The organism is Agrobacterium sp. RAC06, from assembly GCF_001713475.1.
In the GTDB taxonomy this organism is placed as follows: domain Bacteria; phylum Pseudomonadota; class Alphaproteobacteria; order Rhizobiales; family Rhizobiaceae; genus Allorhizobium.
This window is the reverse complement of the sequence record NZ_CP016499.1, coordinates 4,364,385-4,387,063: the sequence shown is the minus strand read 5'-3', so window position 1 is coordinate 4,387,063 and position 22,679 is coordinate 4,364,385. Positions and strand designations below refer to the sequence as shown.

16 protein-coding genes and 1 tRNA gene are annotated in these 22,679 nt (G+C 62.0%); 12 read left to right on the top strand and 5 right to left on the bottom strand.

From position 1 onward, the window contains the following. Positions 1 to 143: 143 nt before the first annotated feature. Positions 144 to 1,730, top strand: a complete 1,587-nt coding sequence (locus tag BSY240_RS20775; RefSeq protein ID WP_069043581.1) for a trimethylamine methyltransferase family protein — start codon at positions 144 to 146, stop codon at positions 1,728 to 1,730. Positions 1,731 to 1,854: 124 nt separating this feature from the next. Here the strand turns inward: BSY240_RS20775 and BSY240_RS20770 are convergent, their stop codons facing one another. Next, positions 1,855 to 3,678: a methyl-accepting chemotaxis protein gene (locus tag BSY240_RS20770; RefSeq protein ID WP_069043580.1), complete on the bottom strand. Its 1,824-nt coding sequence runs from the start codon at positions 3,676 to 3,678 to the stop codon at positions 1,855 to 1,857. A 107-nt stretch (positions 3,679 to 3,785) separates the two neighbouring features. Further along, on the bottom strand, positions 3,786 to 4,463 hold the full coding sequence (locus BSY240_RS20765) for a helix-turn-helix transcriptional regulator (protein WP_069043579.1): 678 nt from the start codon (positions 4,461 to 4,463) through the stop codon (positions 3,786 to 3,788). A gap of 85 nt (positions 4,464 to 4,548) precedes the next feature. On the opposite strand from BSY240_RS20765, the gene BSY240_RS20760 reads away from it, so the two are divergent. The 4 genes from BSY240_RS20760 (at position 4,549) to BSY240_RS20745 (ending at position 7,976) form a co-directional block, all read left to right on the top strand. Continuing rightward, positions 4,549 to 4,848: a hypothetical protein gene (locus BSY240_RS20760; RefSeq protein WP_069043578.1), complete on the top strand. Its 300-nt coding sequence runs from the start codon at positions 4,549 to 4,551 to the stop codon at positions 4,846 to 4,848. Between the two features lie 6 nt (positions 4,849 to 4,854). Then, a complete protein-coding gene (locus tag BSY240_RS20755) occupies positions 4,855 to 5,970 on the top strand; it encodes a DNA alkylation repair protein (RefSeq protein WP_069043577.1) in 1,116 nt (371 codons plus the stop codon). After that, positions 5,967 to 6,269, top strand: a complete 303-nt coding sequence (locus BSY240_RS20750; protein WP_054148413.1) for a DUF1905 domain-containing protein — start codon at positions 5,967 to 5,969, stop codon at positions 6,267 to 6,269. Before BSY240_RS20755 ends, BSY240_RS20750 begins: the two co-directional genes overlap by 4 nt. A 300-nt stretch (positions 6,270 to 6,569) precedes the next feature. Beyond that, on the top strand, positions 6,570 to 7,976 hold the full coding sequence (locus tag BSY240_RS20745; RefSeq protein WP_083229761.1) for a DEAD/DEAH box helicase: 1,407 nt from the start codon (positions 6,570 to 6,572) through the stop codon (positions 7,974 to 7,976). 64 nt (positions 7,977 to 8,040) lie between these two features. On the opposite strand, the gene BSY240_RS20740 is transcribed toward BSY240_RS20745, so the two are convergent. Beyond that, a complete protein-coding gene (locus BSY240_RS20740) occupies positions 8,041 to 8,937 on the bottom strand; it encodes a DMT family transporter (RefSeq protein ID WP_054148411.1) in 897 nt (298 codons plus the stop codon). Between the two features lie 381 nt (positions 8,938 to 9,318). Between BSY240_RS20740 and BSY240_RS20735 the strand changes: the two genes are divergently transcribed. From BSY240_RS20735 to BSY240_RS20720, 4 genes are all read left to right on the top strand, one after another. After that, entirely contained in the window at positions 9,319 to 10,728 is a 1,410-nt protein-coding gene (locus BSY240_RS20735) for a circularly permuted type 2 ATP-grasp protein (protein ID WP_054148536.1), read from the top strand. Between the two features lie 7 nt (positions 10,729 to 10,735). Next, positions 10,736 to 11,677 carry an alpha-E domain-containing protein gene (locus BSY240_RS20730; protein WP_054148535.1) on the top strand — a complete coding sequence of 314 codons (942 nt, stop codon included), beginning with the start codon at positions 10,736 to 10,738 and terminating at the stop codon, positions 11,675 to 11,677. 14 nt (positions 11,678 to 11,691) lie between these two features. Next, on the top strand, positions 11,692 to 12,513 hold the full coding sequence (locus BSY240_RS20725; protein ID WP_069043576.1) for a transglutaminase family protein: 822 nt from the start codon (positions 11,692 to 11,694) through the stop codon (positions 12,511 to 12,513). Positions 12,514 to 12,625: 112 nt separating this feature from the next. Continuing rightward, positions 12,626 to 13,126 (top strand): J domain-containing protein, encoded by a 501-nt coding sequence (locus BSY240_RS20720; protein ID WP_069043575.1) that lies wholly within the window; start codon positions 12,626 to 12,628, stop codon positions 13,124 to 13,126. A gap of 3 nt (positions 13,127 to 13,129) precedes the next feature. Here BSY240_RS20720 and BSY240_RS20715 read toward each other — a convergent pair whose 3' ends face one another. Then, the gene (locus BSY240_RS20715) at positions 13,130 to 13,537 is read right to left on the bottom strand and encodes a MarR family winged helix-turn-helix transcriptional regulator (RefSeq protein ID WP_054148408.1); all 408 of its coding nucleotides are present in this window, start codon (positions 13,535 to 13,537) and stop codon (positions 13,130 to 13,132) included. Positions 13,538 to 13,935: 398 nt separating this feature from the next. Here BSY240_RS20715 and BSY240_RS20710 point away from each other — a divergent pair. The 3 genes from BSY240_RS20710 to BSY240_RS20700 all read left to right on the top strand — a co-directional run bounded on the left by BSY240_RS20710 (position 13,936) and on the right by BSY240_RS20700 (position 16,925). Beyond that, positions 13,936 to 14,012, top strand: a tRNA-Arg gene (locus BSY240_RS20710). Positions 14,013 to 14,276: 264 nt separating this feature from the next. Continuing rightward, on the top strand, positions 14,277 to 16,013 hold the full coding sequence (locus BSY240_RS20705) for an AMP-binding protein (RefSeq protein ID WP_069043573.1): 1,737 nt from the start codon (positions 14,277 to 14,279) through the stop codon (positions 16,011 to 16,013). Positions 16,014 to 16,025: 12 nt separating this feature from the next. Further along, positions 16,026 to 16,925, top strand: coding sequence for a bile acid:sodium symporter family protein (locus tag BSY240_RS20700; protein ID WP_069043572.1), 900 nt, complete (start codon positions 16,026 to 16,028; stop codon positions 16,923 to 16,925). Positions 16,926 to 17,187: 262 nt separating this feature from the next. On the opposite strand, the gene BSY240_RS20695 is transcribed toward BSY240_RS20700, so the two are convergent. Continuing rightward, the gene (locus BSY240_RS20695) at positions 17,188 to 22,323 is read right to left on the bottom strand and encodes a beta strand repeat-containing protein (RefSeq protein WP_069043571.1); all 5,136 of its coding nucleotides are present in this window, start codon (positions 22,321 to 22,323) and stop codon (positions 17,188 to 17,190) included. Positions 22,324 to 22,679: the final 356 nt, after the last annotated feature.

Here is a 22,679-nt window from a genome sequence, read left to right as displayed (position 1 = left end):
AAGCAGAATGAACGCGTATCCCTGACGGATCACTCCAGCCGCACCACTGTTCCAGATGAGCCGGTTTTTCGTCGCAAACGGCAATGCCTTTTGGCTTCCGAACCTGCGAGACTTGATGTCGAGATTGACACAATGGATCGACCATGAGCGACATTACGACCTCCGCCTTGTCCGAGACTGAAACCCTCTCTGCAGGCGGTGAACGCCGCAGGCGCACGGGCGGTCGGGGAGCCGAACGTGTCCGCACGGGTGCGGCCGGCAAGTATCGCAATCTCGTCAATCGCCTGACCAAGACCGAGCTTCTCGACCCGTCGGCCCTCGATGACATGCATGAGGCATCGCTCACCATTCTCGAAGAGATCGGCATGGACATCATGCTGCCCGAGGCGCGCGCCATCATGAAGGCGCATGGCGCAGAGGTGACGGAGGGATCCGACCGCGTCCGCTTCGACCGCGGCCTGATCATGGACATGATCGCCTCTGCCCCGCGCGAATTCCAGATGTTCGCACGCAATCCCGAGCGCAACGTCAAGATGGGCGGCAACAACCTGGTATTTGCCCAGATCGCCTCTGCCCCCTTCGTCGCAGACCGCGAGGGCGGCCGCCGTGCCGGCAACCAGGAAGACTTCCGCAAGCTGGTCAAGCTTGCTCAGTGCTACGACGTGATCCACACGACCGGCGGCTATCCGGTCGAGCCGATCGACATCCACGCCTCGGTGCGCCATCTCGACTGCCTCTCCGACATGGTGAAGCTGACCGACAAGGTCTTCCACTGCTACTCGCTCGGCAAGCAGCGCAATCTCGACGCGATCGAGATCGCCCGCATCGGCCGTGGTGTCTCCATGGAGCAGATGGAAAGCGAGCCCTCGCTCTTCACCATCATCAACTCGTCTTCGCCGCTCCGCCTCGATGGGCCGATGCTTCAGGGCATCATCGAAATGTCGTCGCGCGGCCAGGTCGTCGTCATGACGCCGTTCACGCTCGCAGGCGCCATGGCGCCCGTCACGATCGCCGGTGCGGTCGTGCAGCAGAATGCCGAAGCGCTGTGTGGCATCGCCTTTACCCAGATGGTCAAGCGCGGCGCCCCAGTCGTCTATGGCGGCTTCACCTCGAATGTCGACATGAAGACCGGTGCGCCTGCCTTCGGCACGCCCGAATATATGAAAGCCGTCATTGTCGGTGGCCAGCTCGCCCGCCGCTACGGCATCCCTTACCGTACCTCGAACACCAATGCCGCCAACACACTGGACGCCCAGGCAGCCTATGAGAGCGCCTTCTCGCTCTGGGCGCTGACGCAAGGGGGCGGCAATTTCATCATGCATTCGGCCGGCTGGTCAGAGGGTGGGCTGACTGCCTCCTTTGAAAAATTCATTCTCGACGTCGACATGCTGCAGATGGTCGCCGAGTTCCTGACGCCCCTCGACGTCAGCCAGGATGCGCTGGCGCTGGATGCCGTGCGCGAAGTCGGCCCTGGCGGCCACTTCTTCGGCACGGCTCATACGCTCGCCCGCTATGAGAGCGCCTTCTATTCGCCGATCCTCTCCGACTGGCGCAATTTCGAGACCTGGACGGAAGCCGGCCGCCCGACAACTTATGACCACGCCAATCGCGTCTTCAAGGAAAAGCTTGGCTCCTACGAGCGCCCGCCGATTGACCCGGCCGTCGAGGAAGAACTCGACACCTTCGTGGCGAAACGCAAGGCCGAGGGCGGGGTTGCGACGGATTTCTGAGGAATGGAATCCGACCAGGAAACGCGGAGATCCCGACAGACAAAAGCCTCGACCCGTTAAGGTCGAGGCTGCATGGTTTGGAAGTTCGAAAACGGGCTTCCTCCTGACGGAGGTCGCCTGCCCGCTATGCGGAGCGACGCATCCCGGATGCATAGCCTCTGTCGACTTGGGCATTGCTGTTGACGGAACTGATCTCGAAACGCTGAACCAGTTGGCGTAGGCGCGTACTTTCAGTGGCAAGGCCTGCACTCGCAGCACTCGTCTCTTCGACCATGGCCGCGTTCTGCTGAGTGAACTGGTCCATTTGATTGACGGCCGTGTTGACTTCGGCCAGTCCGGTCGCCTGTTCCTTTGCAGATGTGGCAATGGCGTTCATCTGGACGTTGACGGTGGTGATGAAGCTCTCGATCGTCTTCAACGCGGCACCGGTGTCGCTGACCAGCTTCACGCCTTTGGACACTTCCTCGGTCGAAACCCGTATCAGGTCCTTGATTTCACGAGCAGCTTGCGCTGACCGCTGTGCAAGTTCGCGGACTTCCTGGGCGACAACCGCAAATCCCTTGCCGGCGTCGCCGGCACGGGCCGCTTCAACGCCCGCATTGAGGGCCAGGAGGTTGGTCTGAAAGGCGATCTCGTCAATCACACCGATGATGTTGGAAATCGACTGAGACGACTGCTCAATACGTCCCATGGCTTCAACGGCGCTGGCAACGACGGTGCCGGAAGTCTCGGCACTGTGTGCGGCATCCGATGCAGCGGCGCGCGCCTCCTCCACGCGGTTTGAAGCATGACGGACATTGACCGTGATTTCGTCGAGCGCTGCAGCTGTCTCTTCGAGCGATGCAGCCTGCTGCTCGGTGCGTCGTGACAGATCATTCGTGCTGCCACTGATCTCGCGGCTACCAGTGTCGATCGAGTTGGTAGTGTGAGCGACGGCGGAAAGTGTCTCGGCAAGCTGCGAGACAGCTTCATTGAAGTCCTTGCGCAATGTCTCGAATTCCTCGGCGAAAGGCTGCTCCAGGCGGACCGTGAGATTGCCCTTTGCGAGTTCCGCCAGACCGCCCGCCAAGGTTGCGGTTGCCTGGGTCATCGTCTCGGAGCGAGCCCGATCCAGCCTTGCCCGCTCGGCGCGTTCGGCCTCGGTCAAGGATTGCTGTTGCTTCGCGTCGGCCTCGAGCTTCCGGGCAGCGATTGCGTTGGCCCGGAAGACTTCCACTGCGGCGGCCATGGAGCCAAGCTCATCACGACGCCCCATCGCAGGAGTGTCGATGGCGGTGTCACCTTCAGCCAGCTTGCGCATGGCGACCGTCATGCCGCGAAGCGGGGCTGCGAGGCTGCGTGTCAGGAGGATGCCCATGGCAACGGCGATGAGGGCAGCGGTCAGCCCCCCGGCAATCAGGGTCTTGGTACCCGTCTCGAACGCCGCGTTCTGCAAAGCTGTTCGCTCGTCGGCAACTTTCTGGCTCGCTTCGTCGAGAGCCGTGAGCGCCTTGCGGATATCGCTCAAGCGCGCGGTCGTCGCAATATTGCTGCGGGTCTCTTCAATCTTTGCCGGATCGCGTGCGTTGGCGACCGTCGCATCGAGCTGAGCGTAGAACGTCTGTATCGCCTGGCGTGCCGGGGGGAGATAGGTTTCGGCTTCCGCTTTGCTGAGCTTCTGCTCAAGTTCACTCATGAGCGGCGGCACGGCATCGCCATACTTTGCCATGCGCTCGATGAATTCCTCATTCAGACTGGCGACAAAGCCTCGCATGGCATTCTGGTGCTCGACCAGCGTCGCAAGTATCTGACCTGATAACTTCAGGACCGACTGCGTCTGCTGATTGGCCAGCGTCGCCTCATGGATCCGCTGCATCGACACAAATGCCACGGAGCAGAAGGCGATGACAACGAACAGGACAGAGGCGAATGCCAAAGTCAGCTTGCGGGAAACTCTCAGGTGTTTCATAGGCGTCTTTCAGAAGTTGCTTTCGTACCTCTACCTATCCGCTCGACCCCTTAATATTTATGGAATTTAGGAGAACGGCATAAAAAAATCCCGCTCCACAGCAAAACTCAGCTGAGCTGCTTCAAATACGCCTGATAGGTCTGATGCGGCTGAGGCTCGAAACGGTCCTGCATCACCTTCCAGTCCTCGACCCGGTCGAGACGGAAGTCGCGAAAGCTTTGGCGCATCTCGCACCAGGCGGTCATCACCCAGATCGCGCCGAAGGCGGCCAAGCCCAGCGGCCAGACGACACGCTGGCTGCGCTCGCCGGGCAGCGAGTGATAGGCCACCCAGACCTTGCGCTTGGCCGACAACGCAGAACGCACGTCGCCCAGGCAATCCGGCACGACCGGTTGGGCCGATGAGCGGAAAGCGTGGATCGGCGCGGAGATCAGCCGCTCGGCATGATCCTTCGGCAGCATCGCCAGCATCTTGTCCTTCGCCTCGCGCGCCGCCTGGCCGAGCCTTGGATCCCCCAGCATCTCGACGGCGCGAAGCCCGAAGGCGAGCGCCTCCAGCTGCTCGAAGGTGAAAGTGAGTGGCGGGGCATCGAAGGCCTCGCGCAGCATGTAGCCGACGCCGCGCTCTCCTTCGATCGGGGCGCCTGAGGCAATCAGATGATCCATGTCGCGGTAGATGGTCCGCGGCGCAACCTCCATCTTCTCGGCAATCTCGGCGGCCGTCATGGCGCGGCCCGTCGAGCGCATCAACTGGATGATCCGGAAAAGGCGGTCTGCGGGGCGCATACGATACCTCCGGCAATAGCTATGGCCACAAGGTTGTCAGTTGGGTCGTGGTAGGTCAAGCCGTCAACAGCAAAGGGAGACCCTCATGACCACCACCACCGTCCTCGAACTCGCCGTCTGCACCGTCACCGACAGGCCCGCAGCAGAACAGGCCCGACGTGCCGCCATGGCGGCGGTAAACACCTATCCGGGCTTCGTCAGCTGGCGGGCGCTGACCGCCATCGAACAGGGCGACATGATCGCCGATCTCGTCGAATGGGCAGACAAGGAAAGCGCCGACGCAGCAGCCGCGAAAGTTCAGGCCGACCCCGCCTTCGCACCTTACATGGCAGCGATCACGGGTGTTACCCTGATGCAGCACTTCGAAACCAACGGAACGATCTGAGCGATCATGGCCGAGCCACTGAAACACCTGATCGGCCTACACACCGCCCGCGATACGGCTGATGCCGTGGCGCGGGCCTGGGGAACCTTCGATCACGCCGCCTTTGTCGCGGACATCCTGCCCGTCATCGACGGGCTGGAGCTGATGCAGCGCGGTCAATGCATTGCGGATGCCCTGCATCGACACCTGCCTGCCGATTTCGAGCAAACGGCTCAGATCCTGCACGCCTGCCTGCCGGCACCGGATCGCGTGGGCCTCAGCGGTTGGGCCCTCCTCTCCTTCAACCAATACATTGCCGCCCATGGCCGTGGCCAACTGGAGACAGCACTCGCGCTCCTGAAGGCGCTGACGCCGCATTTCACCGCAGAATTCGGCATACGCCCGTTCATCGCCGAGGAGCAGGATGCAGCACTTGCCATCATATCATCCTGGGCCCTCGACCCGAACCACCATGTCCGTCGCCTCGCCTCGGAAGGCACCCGCCCCCGCCTGCCCTGGGCCATGCGCCTGCCCGCCCTGGTGAAGAACCCGACACCGATCCTGCCGATTCTCGAAGCCCTCATCGACGACCCCGAGGACTACGTCCGACGCTCTGTCGCCAACAGCCTCAACGACATTGCCAAGGATCACCCGGATCTGGTCGCTGATTTCGTGGAGAGGCATTCCGCGGGCGCTTCGAAAGACCGGCTCTGGCTGCTCAAGCACGCCTCGCGCACGCTGATCAAGAAGGGCCACGGCAAGGCGCTCGCCAATTTCGGCTTTGCGCCGCTGGACGACGTGACGGCGACGCTCACGCTGGAGAGCCAACAGATCGACTTCCCCGGCGAACTCGAATTCGAGATTCTTCTCTCCAATACGGGCAAGGACATGCGCACGGTCCTGGTCGACTACGCCATCCACCACCAGAAGAAGGATGGCTCGCTCTCACCGAAGGTTTTCAAGGGCAAGAGCCTTCAGCTCAAGCCGGATGAAAGCGTGACCATCGCAAAGTGCCATGCCTTTCGGCCAATCACGACGCGTGTCTATCATCCGGGCGCTCACAGGCTGGAGATCATGGTGAACGGGACAAGCGCCGCGAGTGCCGATTTCGACCTCGCCATGCCCCGGGATGGGGCAGAATGAGCGAGGACGGGCACGCCATTCGCTTCGAGGCTAAGGTGGTCCGCTTTGACGGCCCCAGCGGATGGCACGGTGTCTTCCTGCCGGCGGAGGCTGCTGCCGAGGCGCGCTTCTTTGGCCGTGCCAATGCACTTGGGGCCATCGCCGTCCAGGCACGGATCGGCGAGAGCCGGGTGAAGACCTCCCTCTTCCCAGACAAGCGACGCGACAGCTTCCTCCTACCCTTGAAGGCGGAGTTGCGGCGCCGCGAGGCGATCGCCGCCGGCAGCCAGATTCTGGTTCATCTTACGCTCGACACTTGAACCGCGCAGCTACGCCTTGACGCTGCACCGCAAACAAAGCCTTGACTTTCGGAACAAATAAGCCCATCTGCAGGTCAGCTTTTACCTTCCGGCCGCCGCGTGAGCGTGCCCAGCGACAACTGAGACGCGACGAAGGATAAGGCGCATGACATCCGGGCGGGCATGCCGCCGATGCGCTTGGAAAGCTTTTTTCCAACTTACAAGTTCCCAAATCACGCGGGGTTCTTGACGCCAATGCCAACCGGCTCGCGAAGAACGCGTTCCGGGGTTTGTGCATTTGGCGCCCCGAAAGGTATGACTTTGACAACTTTCGATGATCTTGGCCTCTCCAAGAATATCGTCGCGACGCTGACGACGCTCGGCTTCACGACCCCCACTCCCATCCAGGAAAAGGGCATCCCCGTCGTTCTCGGCGGCCGCGACCTGATCGGCCTCGCCCAGACCGGCACCGGCAAGACGGCCGCTTTCGGCCTGCCGATGATCGAGATGCTTCTCAAGGATGAGAAGCGCCCTGACAACCGCACCACCCGTGCCCTCATTCTCGCCCCGACTCGCGAACTGGTAAACCAGATCGGCGACAACCTGCGCAGCTACCTGCGCCGCCTGCCGCTGAAGATCAACCAGGTCGTCGGTGGCGCCTCCATCGGCAAGCAGCAGCTGCAGCTCGAAAAGGGCACCGACATCCTCGTCGCCACGCCCGGCCGCCTGCTCGACCTGATCGCCCGCAACGCGATCTCGCTGCGCGCCGTGCGTTACCTGGTTCTCGACGAAGCCGACCAGATGCTGGACCTCGGCTTTATCCATGACCTGCGCAAGATCTCGAAGATGGTCCCGCCGAAGCGTCAGACGCTTCTGTTCTCGGCCACCATGCCATCGGCAATCGCCGATCTCGCATCTAGCTTCCTGACCGACCCGCTCAAGGTTGCCGTCTCCCCTCCCGGCAAGGCTGCCGACAAGGTCGAACAGCACGTGCATTTCGTCGCAGGCCAGAACGCCAAGACGGAAATGCTCAAGAAGATCCTCAACGACAATCCGGATGGCCGCTCCATCGTCTTCCTGCGCACCAAGCATGGCGCGGAAAAGTTGATGAAGCACCTCGACGCCACCGGCTACTCGGTCGCCTCGATCCACGGCAACAAGAGCCAGGGCCAGCGAGAGCGCGCCTTGAAGGGTTTCCGTGACGGCGAGATCAAGACGCTGATCGCCACCGACGTTGCCGCCCGCGGCATCGACATCCCGGCCGTCTCCCACGTCTTCAACTACGACCTGCCGGAAGTCCCGGATGCTTACGTTCACCGCATCGGCCGTACGGCCCGTGCCGGCCGTGACGGCATCGCGATCGCATTCTGCGGTCCCGATGAAGGTCGCCTGCTGCGCGACATCGAAAAGCTGATGAGCATCGACATCCCGGTCGCCTCTGGCGAACCGCCGGCAAACCTCGCACGCCCGGCCCGTCCGCAGCGTCGCGCTGGCGGCGGTGGCGGCGGCAACAACCGAAACCACCAGGCCCCGGGCCAGGGTCGCGGCAAGTCCGAAGGCGGCGCCAAGGCCGACGGTCGTCCCGCCAAGTCCGGTCACCGCAAGGGTGGCAATGGCGGCGGTCAGAACCGCAGCGCCAATGGCGGCCAGGGTCGTCCGGGCAATGGCAGCGGCCAGGGCCGTCCAGCCCGCTCGGGCACTGCCGGCGGACGCCGTCGCGAAGCCTGAGCCACGGCTCGAGTCTGTTTGAATTTGAAATGGCGCGGTACCCACCGCGCCATTTTTCATAGCGTCAGTCTTTGACGATGATCGGCTCGACCGCACTCTTGCGGTTGATCAGATAGACCCCGACCATGACGACGCAGGTGCCGACCATCATCGGCACGGTGAGCTCTTCGCCAAAGGCGATCGCCGCTTCGAGCGCCGCGAGCGGCGGCACGAGATAGATGAGCGACGCCGCCTTCGACACGTCCCCGCGGCGGATGAGGTAGAGCAGCAGCGCTACCGCCCCCATCGAGATGCCGACCACTGACCAGGCGAGCGTAGCGAAGAAACCGAGGCTCCAGTCGACTCGTAGGTTTTCCAGAGCGACGGCCGCCGGAATGGTGACGATCAGCGCACCGACATATTGCAGCGTCGCAACAGCCCTCAGATCGCCCTCGCGGACGAAACGTTTCTGGTAGAGCGTGCCGGCGGTCACGCAGGCCATAGCCAGCACGTTCACCGCAACCGCATAAGCCGGAATGCTCGTGGCATCGATGATCAACACCTTCGGCAGCACGGCGATTGCCACACCAAGGAAGCCGATGACGAGACCGACCCGCTGTCCGCTATTGAGATTTTCCCCGATCAGATAGGCCGCGGCAATCCCGGTCATCAACGGCTGCAGCCCTGCGATGATTCCGGACAAGGCGGCCGGCACTCCCTGCCCGATCGCCCACCAGACCATGCCGAGATAAAGCCCGTGCAAAAACATGCCGGATACGATGGCATGCAGCCACCCGGATCTCTGCTTCGGCCAGGAAACGCCGCCCAGCCGACAGACGACATAGAAGAGGACGACGGCCGTCCCGTAGCGCACCACGAGGAAGGTCAGCGGATCCGCGAAGAACGTCGCGTATTTGGCCGAGATCCAGCCGGTCGACCACAAGAGAACGAAGAGGACGGGCGCAAGCCGGGCAAGGGTCATGGAGAACTGTCTTTCATGGACCGGATCGCAGCAGCCGGCAGCAAGCTTCGATACTGCGGCACCGGGCGGCGGTCAAAAGAGTTTTCATGCAGGCTGCCGTCAACTCCATTCAAGCATGCCGCAAAAAATCTCGCAGGCTCATCTGCTCATTTTTTCAGCAATCGCGACCAGGTTACGCTTGCCGAATTTCAGAAGATGCCAAATCACGCGGGAGTAGAGCCGTCTGGAACTGCAAAACATCTATCACTCTGCACAGAGTTTGCGCGAATGCTCTGATTTCAATCACATTCGGCAGACTGCAATTCTGCGACCGAAGCCAGTGATCCAGCTTGCATTGCCCAATTGGTTGTATTCAAATGAACAAAAAAGGGGATGGCGCCATTGGCATTTGATGAAATGATCACTGCGGACAACGATCCGCGTGCACCGTACCAGAACTACTTCGATTGGTATTCCAGCCAGGATCCGGCAAGGCTTTTGGCGAAATCGCGAGATGCTGAGAACATCTTCCGCAAGACCGGCATCACCTTCGCCGTCTATGGGCATGCCGACAGCGCCGAAAAGCTGATACCCTTCGACATCATTCCGCGGATCATTTCCGGCCGTGAGTGGCGCAAGCTCGCCCAGGGCATCGAACAGCGCGTGCTGGCCCTCAATGCCTTTCTCGACGACATCTATCACAAGCAGGAAATCATCAAGGCCGGCCGCATTCCCCGCGAGCTGATCGAGAAAAACGTCGCCTTTCTGCCCGAGATGATCGGCTTTCGCCCGCCGGGCGGCGTCTACACCCACATCGTTGGCACCGACATCGTGCGAACAGGCGAGGACCAGTTCTACGTTCTCGAAGACAATGCCCGCACCCCCTCCGGCGTCTCCTACATGCTGGAGAACCGGGAAACCATGATGCAGATGTTCCCGGAACTCTTCCAGCTCAACAAGGTCCAGCGTGTCGAGGATTATCCCTATCTGCTGCGCCAGTCGCTGGCCTCGCTGGCCCCGCCCGGCTGCAAGGGCAAGCCGCGCGTCGCGGTACTGACGCCCGGCATCTATAACTCGGCCTATTACGAACACTCCTTCCTCGCCGACATGATGGGCGTCGAACTGGTCGAAGGCTCGGACCTGCGCGTCATCGACGGCAAGGTGAAGATGCGCACCACGCGGGGCTACGAGGCGATCGACGTGCTCTACCGCCGCGTCGACGACGACTTCCTCGATCCCCTCACCTTCCGCCCCGATTCGGCGCTGGGCATCCCCGGCATCATGGATGTCTACCGCGCCGGCAACATCACCATCGCCAATGCGCCGGGCACCGGCATTTCCGATGACAAGGCGATCTATTCCTACATGCCGGAGATCGTCGAATTCTATACCGGCCGCAAGGCGCTGCTCGAGAACGTGCCGACCTGGCGCTGTTCGGAAGCCGACAGCCTGAAATACGTGCTCGAGCACCTGGAAGAGCTCGTGGTCAAGGAAGTCCACGGCTCCGGCGGCTATGGCATGCTGGTCGGCCCGACGGCCACGAAGAAGGAGCGCGCTGACTTCGCCGAAAAACTCAAGGCGCGGCCCTCCAACTACATCGCCCAGCCGACGCTGTCGCTCTCGACGGTGCCGATTCTCGTCAACAAGGGGATCGCGCCCCGCCACGTCGACCTTCGTCCCTATGTCCTCGTCTCCGACAAGGTGCAGATCATTCCCGGCGGCCTGACCCGTGTGGCCCTCAAGCAGGGTTCGCTGGTGGTCAATTCCAGCCAGGGCGGCGGCACCAAGGACACCTGGGTACTGGAGGACTGACATGGTCATGCTCGGAAGAACTGCCAACGGCCTCTTTTGGATGTTCCGGTACATCGAGAGAGCCGAAAACATCGCCCGTCTCGTTGATGCGGGCCTTCGCATGTCGCTCACCCGATCCGGCGCCTCGGACGAGGATTGGGACGCCGTCCTGAAAAGCGCCGACGTGCGCCCGCTGTTTGCCGAACGGCACGGCAAGGTGACGGCCTCTGATGCCATCGACTTCATGCTGCGCGATCCAGCCAACCCGTCGAGCGTCATGTCCTGCATCGACGCCGGCCGCAACAATGCCCGCATGGTGCGAACCGCGCTCACCCGTGAGACCTGGGAAGCCACCAACGAATGCTGGATCGAATTGAAGCAGATGCTCGCCCGCAAGCTGAAGTCGGCAGACCTGCCCGAGGTCATCGACACCGTGAAGCGCCGCGCCGGTCTGATCCGTGGCGCCTTCCACGGCTCGATGCTGAGAAACGAGCTCTACAACTTCGCTCGCATCGGCACCTTCATCGAGCGGGCCGACAACACCAGCCGCATCCTCGATGTGAAATACTACGTGCTCCTGCCGGCGATCACCCATGTCGGCTCCTCGCTCGACAACATGCAGTGGGAATCGATCCTGCGCTCGGTCTCCGCCCATCGCTCCTATCGGTGGGTGTATGACGGGGAATACAAGGCGAGCAACATCGCCGACTTCCTGATCCTGAGCGGTCAGATGCCGCGCTCGCTTGCCTATTGCTACGAGAAGATCGTTTCCAATCTCGGCTACATCGGCAAGGACTACGGCGAGCGCCTCGCCGCACACGAAACCGCCGATACGGTCTTTGCAACTCTTCGGGCGACCAGCATCGATCAGATCATGGATCAGGGGCTGCACGAGTTCCTCGACAATTTCATTGCCCTCAACAACAAGCTGGGCAGCGAGATCACCGAGGGCTACAGGTTCTACAGTTGAGCAGGATTGAGCGCATGCGTCTCCGGATTACCCATACCACCGAGTATCGCTACGACGATCCCGTTCAGTATTCGCTGCAGCGCCTGCGACTGAGTCCCCAGGATAGCCCGGGCCAGAAAGTGCTGTCGTGGAACATCGTCGTCGATGGCGCAAAGGTCGAAGCGGGCTTCAACGATCAGTTCGGCAACCACACGCACCTCGTCTCCACCGAAGGCGATAGCCACAGCGTTCATATCGTCGCTTCGGGTGAAGTCGAGACGGAAGACCGGGCCGGAGTCTTCGGCCCGCATCAGGGCTATGTGCCGCTCTGGCTCTATCTGCGTGATACGCCCCTCACCAAGCCAGGCAAGCTCATCCGCGAGCTTGCGCGCAGCCTGTCGGGCGGCGATGAACTGGCGAAGATGCATGACCTGATGGGCAAGCTCAACGCACAGATCGCCTATGAAACCGGATCGACCGGCACGGAAACCACCGCCGAACAGGCGCTGGAAGCCGGCCACGGCGTCTGCCAGGACCATGCCCATGCCTTCATCGGCGCGGCACGGGCCTTGAGCCTGCCGGCCCGCTATGTCTCAGGCTATCTCCTGATGGACGACCGGCTGGAGCAGACCGCAACCCATGCCTGGGCGGAAGTCTATCTACAGGGCCTCGGCTGGGTAGGTTTCGACGCCGCCAACAACCACTGCCCCGACACCCGATACGTCCGGATCGCAACAGGCCTGTCTTATGCAGATGCAGCTCCAGTCTCCGGCATGCGCATCGGGCTCGCCGGCGAGGACCTCACAGTCAAGCTGATGGTCGAGGCGACGCAGAGCCAGAACCAGTCTCAAAGCTGATCCTTCCTCTGACGGGTTCCTGCTGACGTGCAACGCAAGCCCCACACCACGTCGGGCTGCTCTTGTGCCGAGAAAGCGCGGCGAGGTGACCGCAGCGGAGGTCTTGGCACGCATGCTGTTTGGAAAGTCGCTCTTCCAGTCGGTCGTTGACCGGCTCGACGCGGAAGCCGAGGAGCAGCCGCCGGCAGACGAACCCACCTTCCGGATCAACGGCCTGTCGACGAGCTTCCTGTCCGAAACGCCCGAGCAGGGCCCGGGCCCTTCTCTGTCGGAATCGGGCGCAGATCCCAGGCTCGATGCCTATCTGTCCCTGATGTCTGATGAGATCCCGCCGGCAGAGCCTGAACCGCCTGCCGCCCCCCTTGAGACCCTCCCTCCGCCACCACCGGTCTGGCTCGATCGGCTTTCTCCCGAGGAGGTCGTCGAAGATCTCGGCCTCGAGCCATCGGACGATCGCGAGCGACTTCAGGAGCGCAGGCGGGCATTCGCCCGCGACAATCATCCGGACCGTCTGCCCGCAGATTTCCGCGAACAGGCAACAATCCGGATGAAAATGGCCAATCGCCTGATCGACGAGGCGATCAAGCGATATGATCTGGGATTTGGACGCTGACTATCAGTCGTAGAGGCGCCTGAGGAGACGGTTCACCGTATCGCGCTCGGCAACGCCGCCAAGTTGCTCCAGCACCCAGCGCTCGTGATCGATCCAGATCGGCATCAGCTCTTCGAGATAGGCCTCGCCGGCCGGCGTCATGTAGAGCGACTGCACCCGACGGTCGGTTTCCGACTTGCGGCGCTCGATATAGCCCTTGTTCTCCAGACCATCGACAATCGCGACGAAGTTCGCCCGCTGGATGCCAAGCGCCTCAGCCACTTCGCTCTGCTTGGCGCCCTGGTTGTCGGTCAGAAGAAGCAGGGTTGCAAAATCGGTCGGCCGAAGACCTTTCGAAGAAAAGGCTTCGTTGAAATGCTGAAAGACGGCAAGCTGCGCACGCCGCAGTCGATACCCAACAGCATCGTCCATGACTGAAAAGTCTAGACCAGACGTGTTGGGTAACAATTCATCCATAGTAATTTCAGGCATTTCCCCGCCATTATCATTATTGCCCCTCGGGCGACCGCTGCCCCCGACAACGACCTTCCTGTAACGATACTAACCGTTTAAGCCGTTGCCACAAGGGCACAATCGGCTCCGGAACGGAGAGACGAGCAGTTTTTGAACGTCTAACGTTCATTCCCCCCAGGTTTGGTCTCGGTCACAAAGGCTCGGGCGAGCATTTGACCGGCATTCGCCCATTTCGCCCGCCTTCAAGCCGACGCGTCTTGATTTGCCCTGAACCGCCGGCTGTTTTTTCGGATTGATGCGCGCGAGCGACTGCGCTATGACCGCTTCTGGAACGGCGAGTCACATCGCCTTCGGATGCACCCGTAGCTCAGCTGGATAGAGTGTTGGATTCCGATTCCAAAGGTCACAGGTTCGAATCCTGTCGGGTGCGCCATTTTCCACAAGCCGCAAGCAGTATGTCAGCATAGCCAGTTTCAAGCATGGCTTCATCAGCGGCATGCAGCTGAATAACGCGGACGTGATGGGAAATCCCTGTTCCATGCGGCACTCCCCAGCCCCATTACTTTGCCAAGCCCCCGAAAACGCTGGACTTTGACCAAGGAGAAATCCATCCTCGACACGTTAAAGGGAGCCGGAATCGCATATGCACCCGGCCCCGAACAGTGAAGCGCCGAAGAGCGCTCCGGGGGGAGACGATATGGAACACATTTTCACGCCGCCACGACCGTGGCTGGCGGCTTACGGCACAGGTATCCCGCAGGAACTGGGCGATTTGCGCTACCGCAGCATCGCCGAACTGGTGGATCGGTCCTGCGCCGAGAACGGCCCGCGCAAGGCTTTCACCTGCGTTGTACCGAACGGCATGAATGGCAGCCTGACCTATGACCAGGTCGGCGAGATGTCGGATGCCTTCGCGGCCTTCCTGCACCACGATTGCGGCTTGCGCGCCGGCGACCGGGTCGCAGTGCAACTGCCGAACGGCCTGCCCTATCCCGTGGTCGCCTTCGGTGTGTTCAAGGCTGGCTGCATTCTGGTCAACACCAACCCGCTCTACACGCCGAGCGAAATGATCCATCAGTTCAACGATTCCGGGGCCAAGGCGCTGGTGATCGTCGACATGTTCGCCGACAAGCTGTCGGAAGTCGTGCCGAAGACGGGTATCAAGACCGTGGTTCTCGCCGGCGTGCCGGAATTCTTCCCCAAGCTACCCGAGATCATCATTCGAGGTGTCCAGAAGGTCTGGAACAAGGTTCTCCCGCCTATCCCGAACATCGGCGTTCCCGTTTTGCGGATCAAGGAAGCGCTCGCCAAGGGCCGGATTCACGGCGCAGACGTGAAAGCCATGTGGGCCGCGTCGGGCCCCGACGACCTCGCCCTGCTGCAATATACGGGAGGCACCACCGGCGTCGCCAAGGGCGCCATGCTCACCCATGGCAATATCCTGACCAATCTCGACCAGGTGCGCGCGGTATCGGGCGGCGTGATGGCCCGCGAAGATCAGGTGCTGACGGCGCTTCCGCTCTATCACATCTTCGCCTTCACCGCGAACCTGATGACCTTCTTCGAACTAGGCGCACGCAACATTCTGATCCCCTCGCCCCGCCCGGTACAGAACCTGCAGCGGGCGATCGAAAACTATCCGATCACTTGGATCACCGGCGTCAACACGCTGTTCAACGGCCTGATGAACGAAGAATGGTTCGCAGCCTACCCTCCCAGGAAGTTGCGCGCAGCGATCGCCGGTGGCACGGCGCTGCATGAGGCAGTCGCAACCCGCTGGCGGGTGATGACGGGGACCCCCATCGCCGAAGGCTACGGGCTCAGCGAAACCTCGCCGCTGGTCAGCTTCAATCCCCTCGATGATCGTGCCAAATCCGGCAGCATCGGCATTCCTGTACCAGGCTGTGACGTCATTCTGGTGGATGGCGACGGCAAGCTCGTTTCATCAGGCGAGCCGGGTGAACTTCTGGTTCGCGGCCGCCAGGTCATGCTCGGCTACTGGCAACGTCCGGACGAAACGGCGACGGCGCTCCAGAATGGCTGGTTCGCGACTGGCGACATCGCCGTCATGGACGACGAGGGCTTCCTGAAGATCGTTGATCGCAAGAAGGATCTGGTCCTCGTCTCCGGCTTCAACGTCTACCCCAACGAGGTGGAGGACGCGCTCGCCAAGATGGATGCGGTCCTCGAGGCCGCCGTCGTCGCCATTCCCGACACCAAGACCGGCGAAGCCGTCCGGGCCTATGTCGTCAAGAACCCGGATCACGACGGCGAGCTCACAGAGGAGGCGATCCGCAGCCACTGCAAGACCCTGCTCAGCGATTACAAGGTGCCGAAATCCATCGTCTTCCGGGACACGCTGCCAAAGACGCCGATCGGCAAGATCCTGCGCAAGGATCTCAAGGCCGAAGTGCAGAGCGAATTCAAGAAGTGAGGGGCAGACAGCATGTTGACGGAACTTGAAACCACCCTTCTCGGCATCATGATGATGGTGATCATGCTCGGCATGGGCGCCTCCATGACCTGGCGCGACTTCTTCATCGCCTTTCGCAAGCCCAAGGGCATTCTGGTCGGGCTGTTCAGCCAATACCTGATCATGCCCTTCCTGGGTTATGCCCTGGCACTCGCCCTCGGCCTGCCGGCCGGCATGGCGGCGGGCCTGATCCTGATCGCCTGCATGCCGGGCGGCACCACCAGCAATATTTTCGCTTATTTCTCCAAGGGCGTGCTGGCGCTCTCGATCATGATGACGACGGTCTCGACGCTGGTTGCCGTGGTCACTGTCCCCTTCCTGCTCAGCTTCTATAGCGGCCTCGCCGGCCTCGGCGGCGACTATGTGATCCCGGCCGGCAACGTCGCTCAGGTACTCGTGGTGCTGCTTGTGCCGACCGTGCTTGGCATGTTCCTGCGCAAGATGAACGCCAATGTCGGCGCCACGATCGAGATGATCGGCTCGCTGCTCGGCGTTGTCGTCATCTTCTTCCTGATCGGCTCCTGGGTGCCGCGCAATTACCAGATGCTGCTCGACACCCCCTTCCCCGTCTATATCGCGGCAGTCGGGATCGGCCTGACGGGCATGTTGCTCGGCTACTGGCTGGCCAGGGCGCTCCGCCAGGACAGCAACCGTGCCCGCACGATCAGCCTTGAAACCGGTATCCAGAACGGACCGCTGGCAGCACTGATCGTGACACTCTCCTTCACCGGTATTCAGCAGCAGGAGGTTCTGTTCATCCCGATCCTCTACAGCCTGTTCATCGTCATCACCTCGTCGTTCATCACCATGTGGTATCGACGAAGCGCGACAGCCGAGGCTCTGGCCCGCGATGCCGCAAAGGTTCGCGTCTGACGCAGGAGGGCGGCTGGAGATACCGCCGACTGGGATACTACCTTCCCATAGCATCCAGAGTGACGCCCGCCAGCTTTCCGAGTTGGCGGGCTTTTCCGTGCCGCGCGAATACGCCTGTCTTCACAGGCACGGCGATATGGTCGCGCCCCCCAAGGACCACCTCGGCCAAATCTGAGAGAGCAGCCCAAAGGAAAAGCCCCACCGCAATGGGTGGGGCTTTCTAAAGTTATCTGTGAGAAGAGGCGCCGAGCGCCTCCCCCGATCAGAGCGACTGGTAGGCTGCGATGATCGCAACAACCTGCTCGTCGTTCAGCGCGTTGATCTGCGCCGTGGTGAACGATTGCAACTGATCGCTGCTCAGATCGTCGATGTCCTGTGTGGACAGACCGGCCAGCGCCGAGGTGCTGATCGCAGCAATGTCGTCGGTCGAGAATTCGGCCAGGTCTTCGCTCGCCAGGGCACTGATACCCGCCGAGTTCAGAGCCGCAACCTGCGTCGACGTCAGAGCTTCGATCTGGTCCGTCGTCATTGCAACCAGTTGGTCGGTCGTGAGGGCCGCAATGGCGCGGGTGCTCAGAGCCACCACCTGGTCGGTGCTGAACGAGGCGACATTATCGGTCGACAGCGAGCGGATCTGGCTCGAGGTCAGCGCGGCGATCTGGCCTGTTGAGAGACCGTCGATCTGGTCGGACGTCAGGGCACCCACTTGAGCGGAGCTAATCGCAGCCACCTGAGCGGCGCTGAGGCCGGTCAGTTGAGCCGAGGTCAGTTCGGCGAAGTTGTCGGTCGACAGGGCCGCAATGGTCCGCGTGCTCAGAGCACCGAGTTCAGCCGACGAGAAGGTCGCCATGTCTGCCGTTTCAAGGCCACCAATCGCTGCGGTGCTCAGCAATGCCAGCTGACCGGACGACAAGACGTCGATCTGGGCGGTCGAGAGCGCCGTCACCTGCCCCGAGCTGAGGCTTGCGAAGACCCGGCTCGAGAGTGCCGCAATCTGGTCCGTCGAGAAGGAGGCCAGATTGTCGGTGGACAAGGCAGCGATCTGGGCCGACGTCAACGCACCCACCTGCCCCGCAGTCAGACCGTCTATGTCATCCGTAGTCAGCACACCGATCTGGGCGGTCGTCAGGGAGGCAACCTGAGTGGTGGTCAACCCGGCGAGCTGCGTCGAATTGAGAGTAGCGAACTGATCGGTCGACATTGCGCCCAAGGCTCGGGTGTTGAGTGCCGCGACCTCCTCCGACGACAGACTGCTGATCGACGTTGTGGTCACACCGGCAATGCCCTGAGAGCTGATGGCGCCAAGCTGTGCCGTTGTAAGACTGGTAAACGGTATCGCGGGCATTGCGATAATCTGGTCCGAGCTCCAGCTAGCGATACCGCCTGTGGCCAGGCTTGGGATCTGCAAAGAGGTCAGAGCGTTAATCGCTGCAGTCGTCAGAGCCGCAACCTGTGTGGACCTGAGCGCCGCAAGCTGGGTCGAACCCAGGCCAGCTACCGTATCGCTTCTCAGCGTAGCAACCTGTGCAGTCGTAAGTGCAGCGATCTGGCCTGTCGTGAGACCCGAGAGCTGGGTCGAGGTGAGAGCCGCGAAGTTGTCGGTGCTGAGAGCTGCAATGGTGCGGCTCTGCAGGACAGCAAGCTCGGTGGAGTCGAGAGTTGCGAGGTCATCGGTTCCGAGACCGGCGACCGCGGCGGAGCTGATCTGGGCCAACTGGGCCGTCGAGAGGGCCGCAAACTGGTCTGTATCGAGTGCTCCGATCTGGGCCGAGCTGAGGGCGCCGACCGAGCGGCTGTTGATCGCAGCGACCTGGTCCGTATCGAGACCTCCGATCGCATCTGCCGACAGGCCGGAGATTGCGGCCGAGCTGATCACCCCGATCTCGGCTGCCGAGAAGGTGGCGATATCGTCAGACGACAGGGCAGCGAGGTCGGCCGAGCTCAGCGCGGTGATCTGGGCCGAGGTCAGTGCTTCGACCTGGTCGGTGCTCATCGCGGCGAGCTGTGCCGATGTCAGGGCACCGATGGCTCTGGAATTCAGCGCAGCAACCTGATCGGTCGACAACGATGCGATGTTGTCGGTCGACAGAGCGACGATCTGGGCGGATGTCAGTGCCGCGGCCTGGTTCGCCGAGAGACCATCGATCTGATCCGAGTCGAGGACACCAAGCTGGCCGGTGGTCAGGGCGACGATCTGGCCGGTCGTCAGACCGCTCAGCTGGAGCGAGTTGAGGGCGGCGATGTTGTCCGTCGACAGTGCAGCCAGAGCGCGAGAGTTAAGCGCCGCCAGATCGGTCGATTCGAAGACTGCCACGTCATCGGTCGCAAGCCCGGCAACCGCTGCGGATGTCAGGGCCGCAAGCTGGTTGGTCGTCAGCACACCGATCTGATCGGTGGACAGGGCAGCGATTGCGCCAGAGCCAAGGGCGCCGATTGCGCGGCTGCTGATCGAAGCCACCTGGTCCGTGTCAAGCGAGGCGAGGGCATCGGTGGTCAGCGCCCTGACCTGCGAGCTGGAGAGCATCCCGATGAGGGCGCTCGTCAGACCATCCAGCTGATCGCTGACGAGGGTCTGGATCTGAGCGGTGGTAAGAGCCGTCACCTGACCTGTCGTGAGGCCAGCCAACTGAGCCGAGTCGAGCAGTGCGAAGTTGTCGGTGGTCAGCGCCGCCAGAGCTCGGGAGTTGAGCGCCGCGAGTTCGACAGATGTCAGCGTATCGATGGCAGAGCTATCGAGACCGACGATGGCCGAAGACGTCAGGGCCGCAAGCTGACCGGTCCCAAGCGCGGCGAACTGGTCGGAGTCGAGCGCCCCAAGCTGGCTGGACGACAGGCTGGCGATGGCGCGTGAGCTGATAGCGCCAACCTGATCCGTGGAGAGGGAAGCAATCGCATCCGTATCGAGGGCGCGGATTTGTACACTGCTCAGTGTCGCGATCTGTCCGGCAGTCAGACCGTCGATCTGACCGGTCGAGAGGCTGCCGACCTGCGTGCTGGTCAGCGACGCCATCTGTCCGGTGGTCAGGCCAGCAATCTGGTCAGAGCTGATCAGGGCCAGATTGTCGGTCGACAGCGCGGAAATCGCACGGGAGTTCAGAACCGCGAGTTCAGCCGAAGTCAGGGTGCCGATGGCATCGGAGTTGAGGCCGCGGATGGCCGCAGACGACAGGACCGCCAACTGTCCGGTTCCAAGTGCCGCGAACTGGTCGGAGGTCAGCACGTTCAGCTGTTCCGACTTGAGCGAAGCGAGGGCGCGGGTGCTGAGGGCACCGATCTGGTCGGTGGTCATCGACGCGATGCCGGCCGTGCTGATGGAGGCGAGCTGCGAGGAGGAGAATGTGGCAACCTGCGCCGTTGTCAGACCGTCGATCTGGTCGCTGGTCAGCGAACCAACGAGCACGGTCGACAGGGCAGCGATCTGTGCGCTCGTCAGACCGACGATCTGATCCGATCCGAGGGTGGCGAAGTTGGCGCTCGACAGGGCAGCCAACGAACGCGACTGCAGGGCAGCGATTTCGGTGGAGGTAAAGGTGGCCACGTCCTCGGCTTCAAGAGCTGCGACGGCGACCGAGGTCAGCGATGCGAGCTGCCCGGTCGACAGGGCGGCGATCTGATCCGAGGTCATGGCGGCGACCTGGGCGGACGAGAGTGCGGCCACGGCGCGGGTGTTCATGACACCGATCAGGTCTGTCGACAGTTCACCGATCACGTCGGTAGATATGCCGCGGATGGCTGCCGAGTTGATGATCGCGAATTCATCCGTGCTGAAGGTGTTGATGTCTTCAGAGGAGAGCGCCTGCAGGTCGGCCGACGAAAGGGCGGCAATCTGCGCCGAGCCGAGGGCTTGGATCTGATCACTCGTCATCGCCGTGAGCTGGGCTGCCGTCAGCGCACCGACCGCGCGGCTGCTGAGTGCAGCGACCTGGTCGGTGGAGAGGGAGACCACATTATCCGTACCGAGCGCGATGACCTGTGCAGAGCTCAGAGCTCCGACCTGGGAGGCGCTAAGGCCGTCAATCTGATCGCTGTCGAGCGCAGCCACCTGCGCCGTCGTCAGCGAGGCGATCTGGCCGCTCGAAAGAGCCGTCAGCTGGGCGGAGGTGAGGCTCGCGATGTTTTCGGTGGAGAGGGCTGCAAGCGTACGCGAATTCAGGGCGGCAAGTTCCGTCGACGTGAATGTCGCCAGATCTTCCGTCTCCAGACCCTTTACGGCGGCCGAGCTGAGCGAAGCGAGCTGTTGTGTCGAGAGAGCCGCCACCTGGTCGCTGCTCAGGGCAGCCACCTTGGCAGAGTCGAGCACACCGATTGTACGGCTGCTGAGCGCGCCGACCTGATCGGTCGTGAACGACGCCAGCGTATCCGTGGTCAACGACTTCATCTGGGCGCTGGTCAGGCCGGCAATCTGGGTGGGAGTGAGACCATCAACCTGATCCGAGCTCAATACACCGATCTGTGCTGCCGTCAGACCAGCGATTTTCGCAGAAGTCAGGCCGGTCAGCTGGCCGGAGCCCAGAGCCGCGAAGTTCGCCGTAGAAAGGGCGGCCAGGGTTCGGGAGCTGAGAGCGGCCACGCCGTCCGAGGAGAGCACAGCGACGTCGTCGGTACCGAGACCGGCAACAGCCACGGAGGTCAATGACGCGAGCTGGCCGGTGGTCAGGACATCGATCTGGTCGGTCGAAAGTGCAGCAACCTGCGTCGATTTCAGTACCGCCACTGCCCGGCTGTTCAGGGCAACGATCTGGTCGGTCGAGAACGAAGCGAGCGCATCGGTCGTGAGTGCGGTGACCTGGCGCGAGCTGAGCGCCGAGATCTGCGTTGCGTCCAGGCCGTCGATCTGATCCGAAGTCAGCGTTGCGATGGCAGCGGTCGACAGCGCGGCGATCTGGCCGGTGGTCAGGCCGGAAAGCTGGGTGGAGCTGAGGGTCGCAAAGTTGGCGGTAGAGAGGCCGCCGAGAGCGCGTGTGCTGATGACGGCGAGTTCTGCCGAGGTCAGTGTCGCGACGTCGTCGGTCTGGATGCCGGAAAGGGCGACGCTGCTCAGCGAAGCGAGCTGCGTGGGGGTCAGCGCCGCGAACTGCTCCGACGTCAGGGCCGTCATCTGGGTAGAGTTCAGCGCACCCAGCTGCCGGCTGCTCAGCGCCGTCATCTTGGCACTGTCGATGACGGAAAGCTGATCCACTGTTAGACCGCGGATGGCGACGCTCGAGATCGCACTGAGCTGAGCGGAGTCGAACTGATCGATGTCATCGGTCTGGAAGGCTGAAATCTGCCCGGACGACAGCGCGGCGACCTGAGCGGAGCTCAGCGCAGCAACGTCGTCGCTCGTGAAGGAAGCGATGGTCGCCGTAGACAGCGACTTGATCTGGGTGATGCTCAGAGAAGAGATAATCGAGGTCATTTGACGCGCGCCTTCAACGTTAGCGATTGGCCGTTGCATTCCTTTGCCACCGGTCGGGGGAGCACGTCGGGTGCCTCACCGCGCGACCCGGGGAGCATCCTGCACCCCGAATGGCCACAATCCGAACGCAAACGCAGATCGATCGCGCTTGGCGTGCGGTGTCCTTGCGGACAAAAGTCTTTTGGTGAAACATGGCTCGAGCGAGCCTGGCGTTGGAGAGGGCATCATGCAGCAGAGCTAATCTCTGCTTCCCACACCTTTTGGAACGTCTACTCCCGTACCCGGGAGACGACCTTGGCTCATCATTCTGCAAACACAGAAATACGATGAGACGAGTCTTGCGCAGATGATTAGGG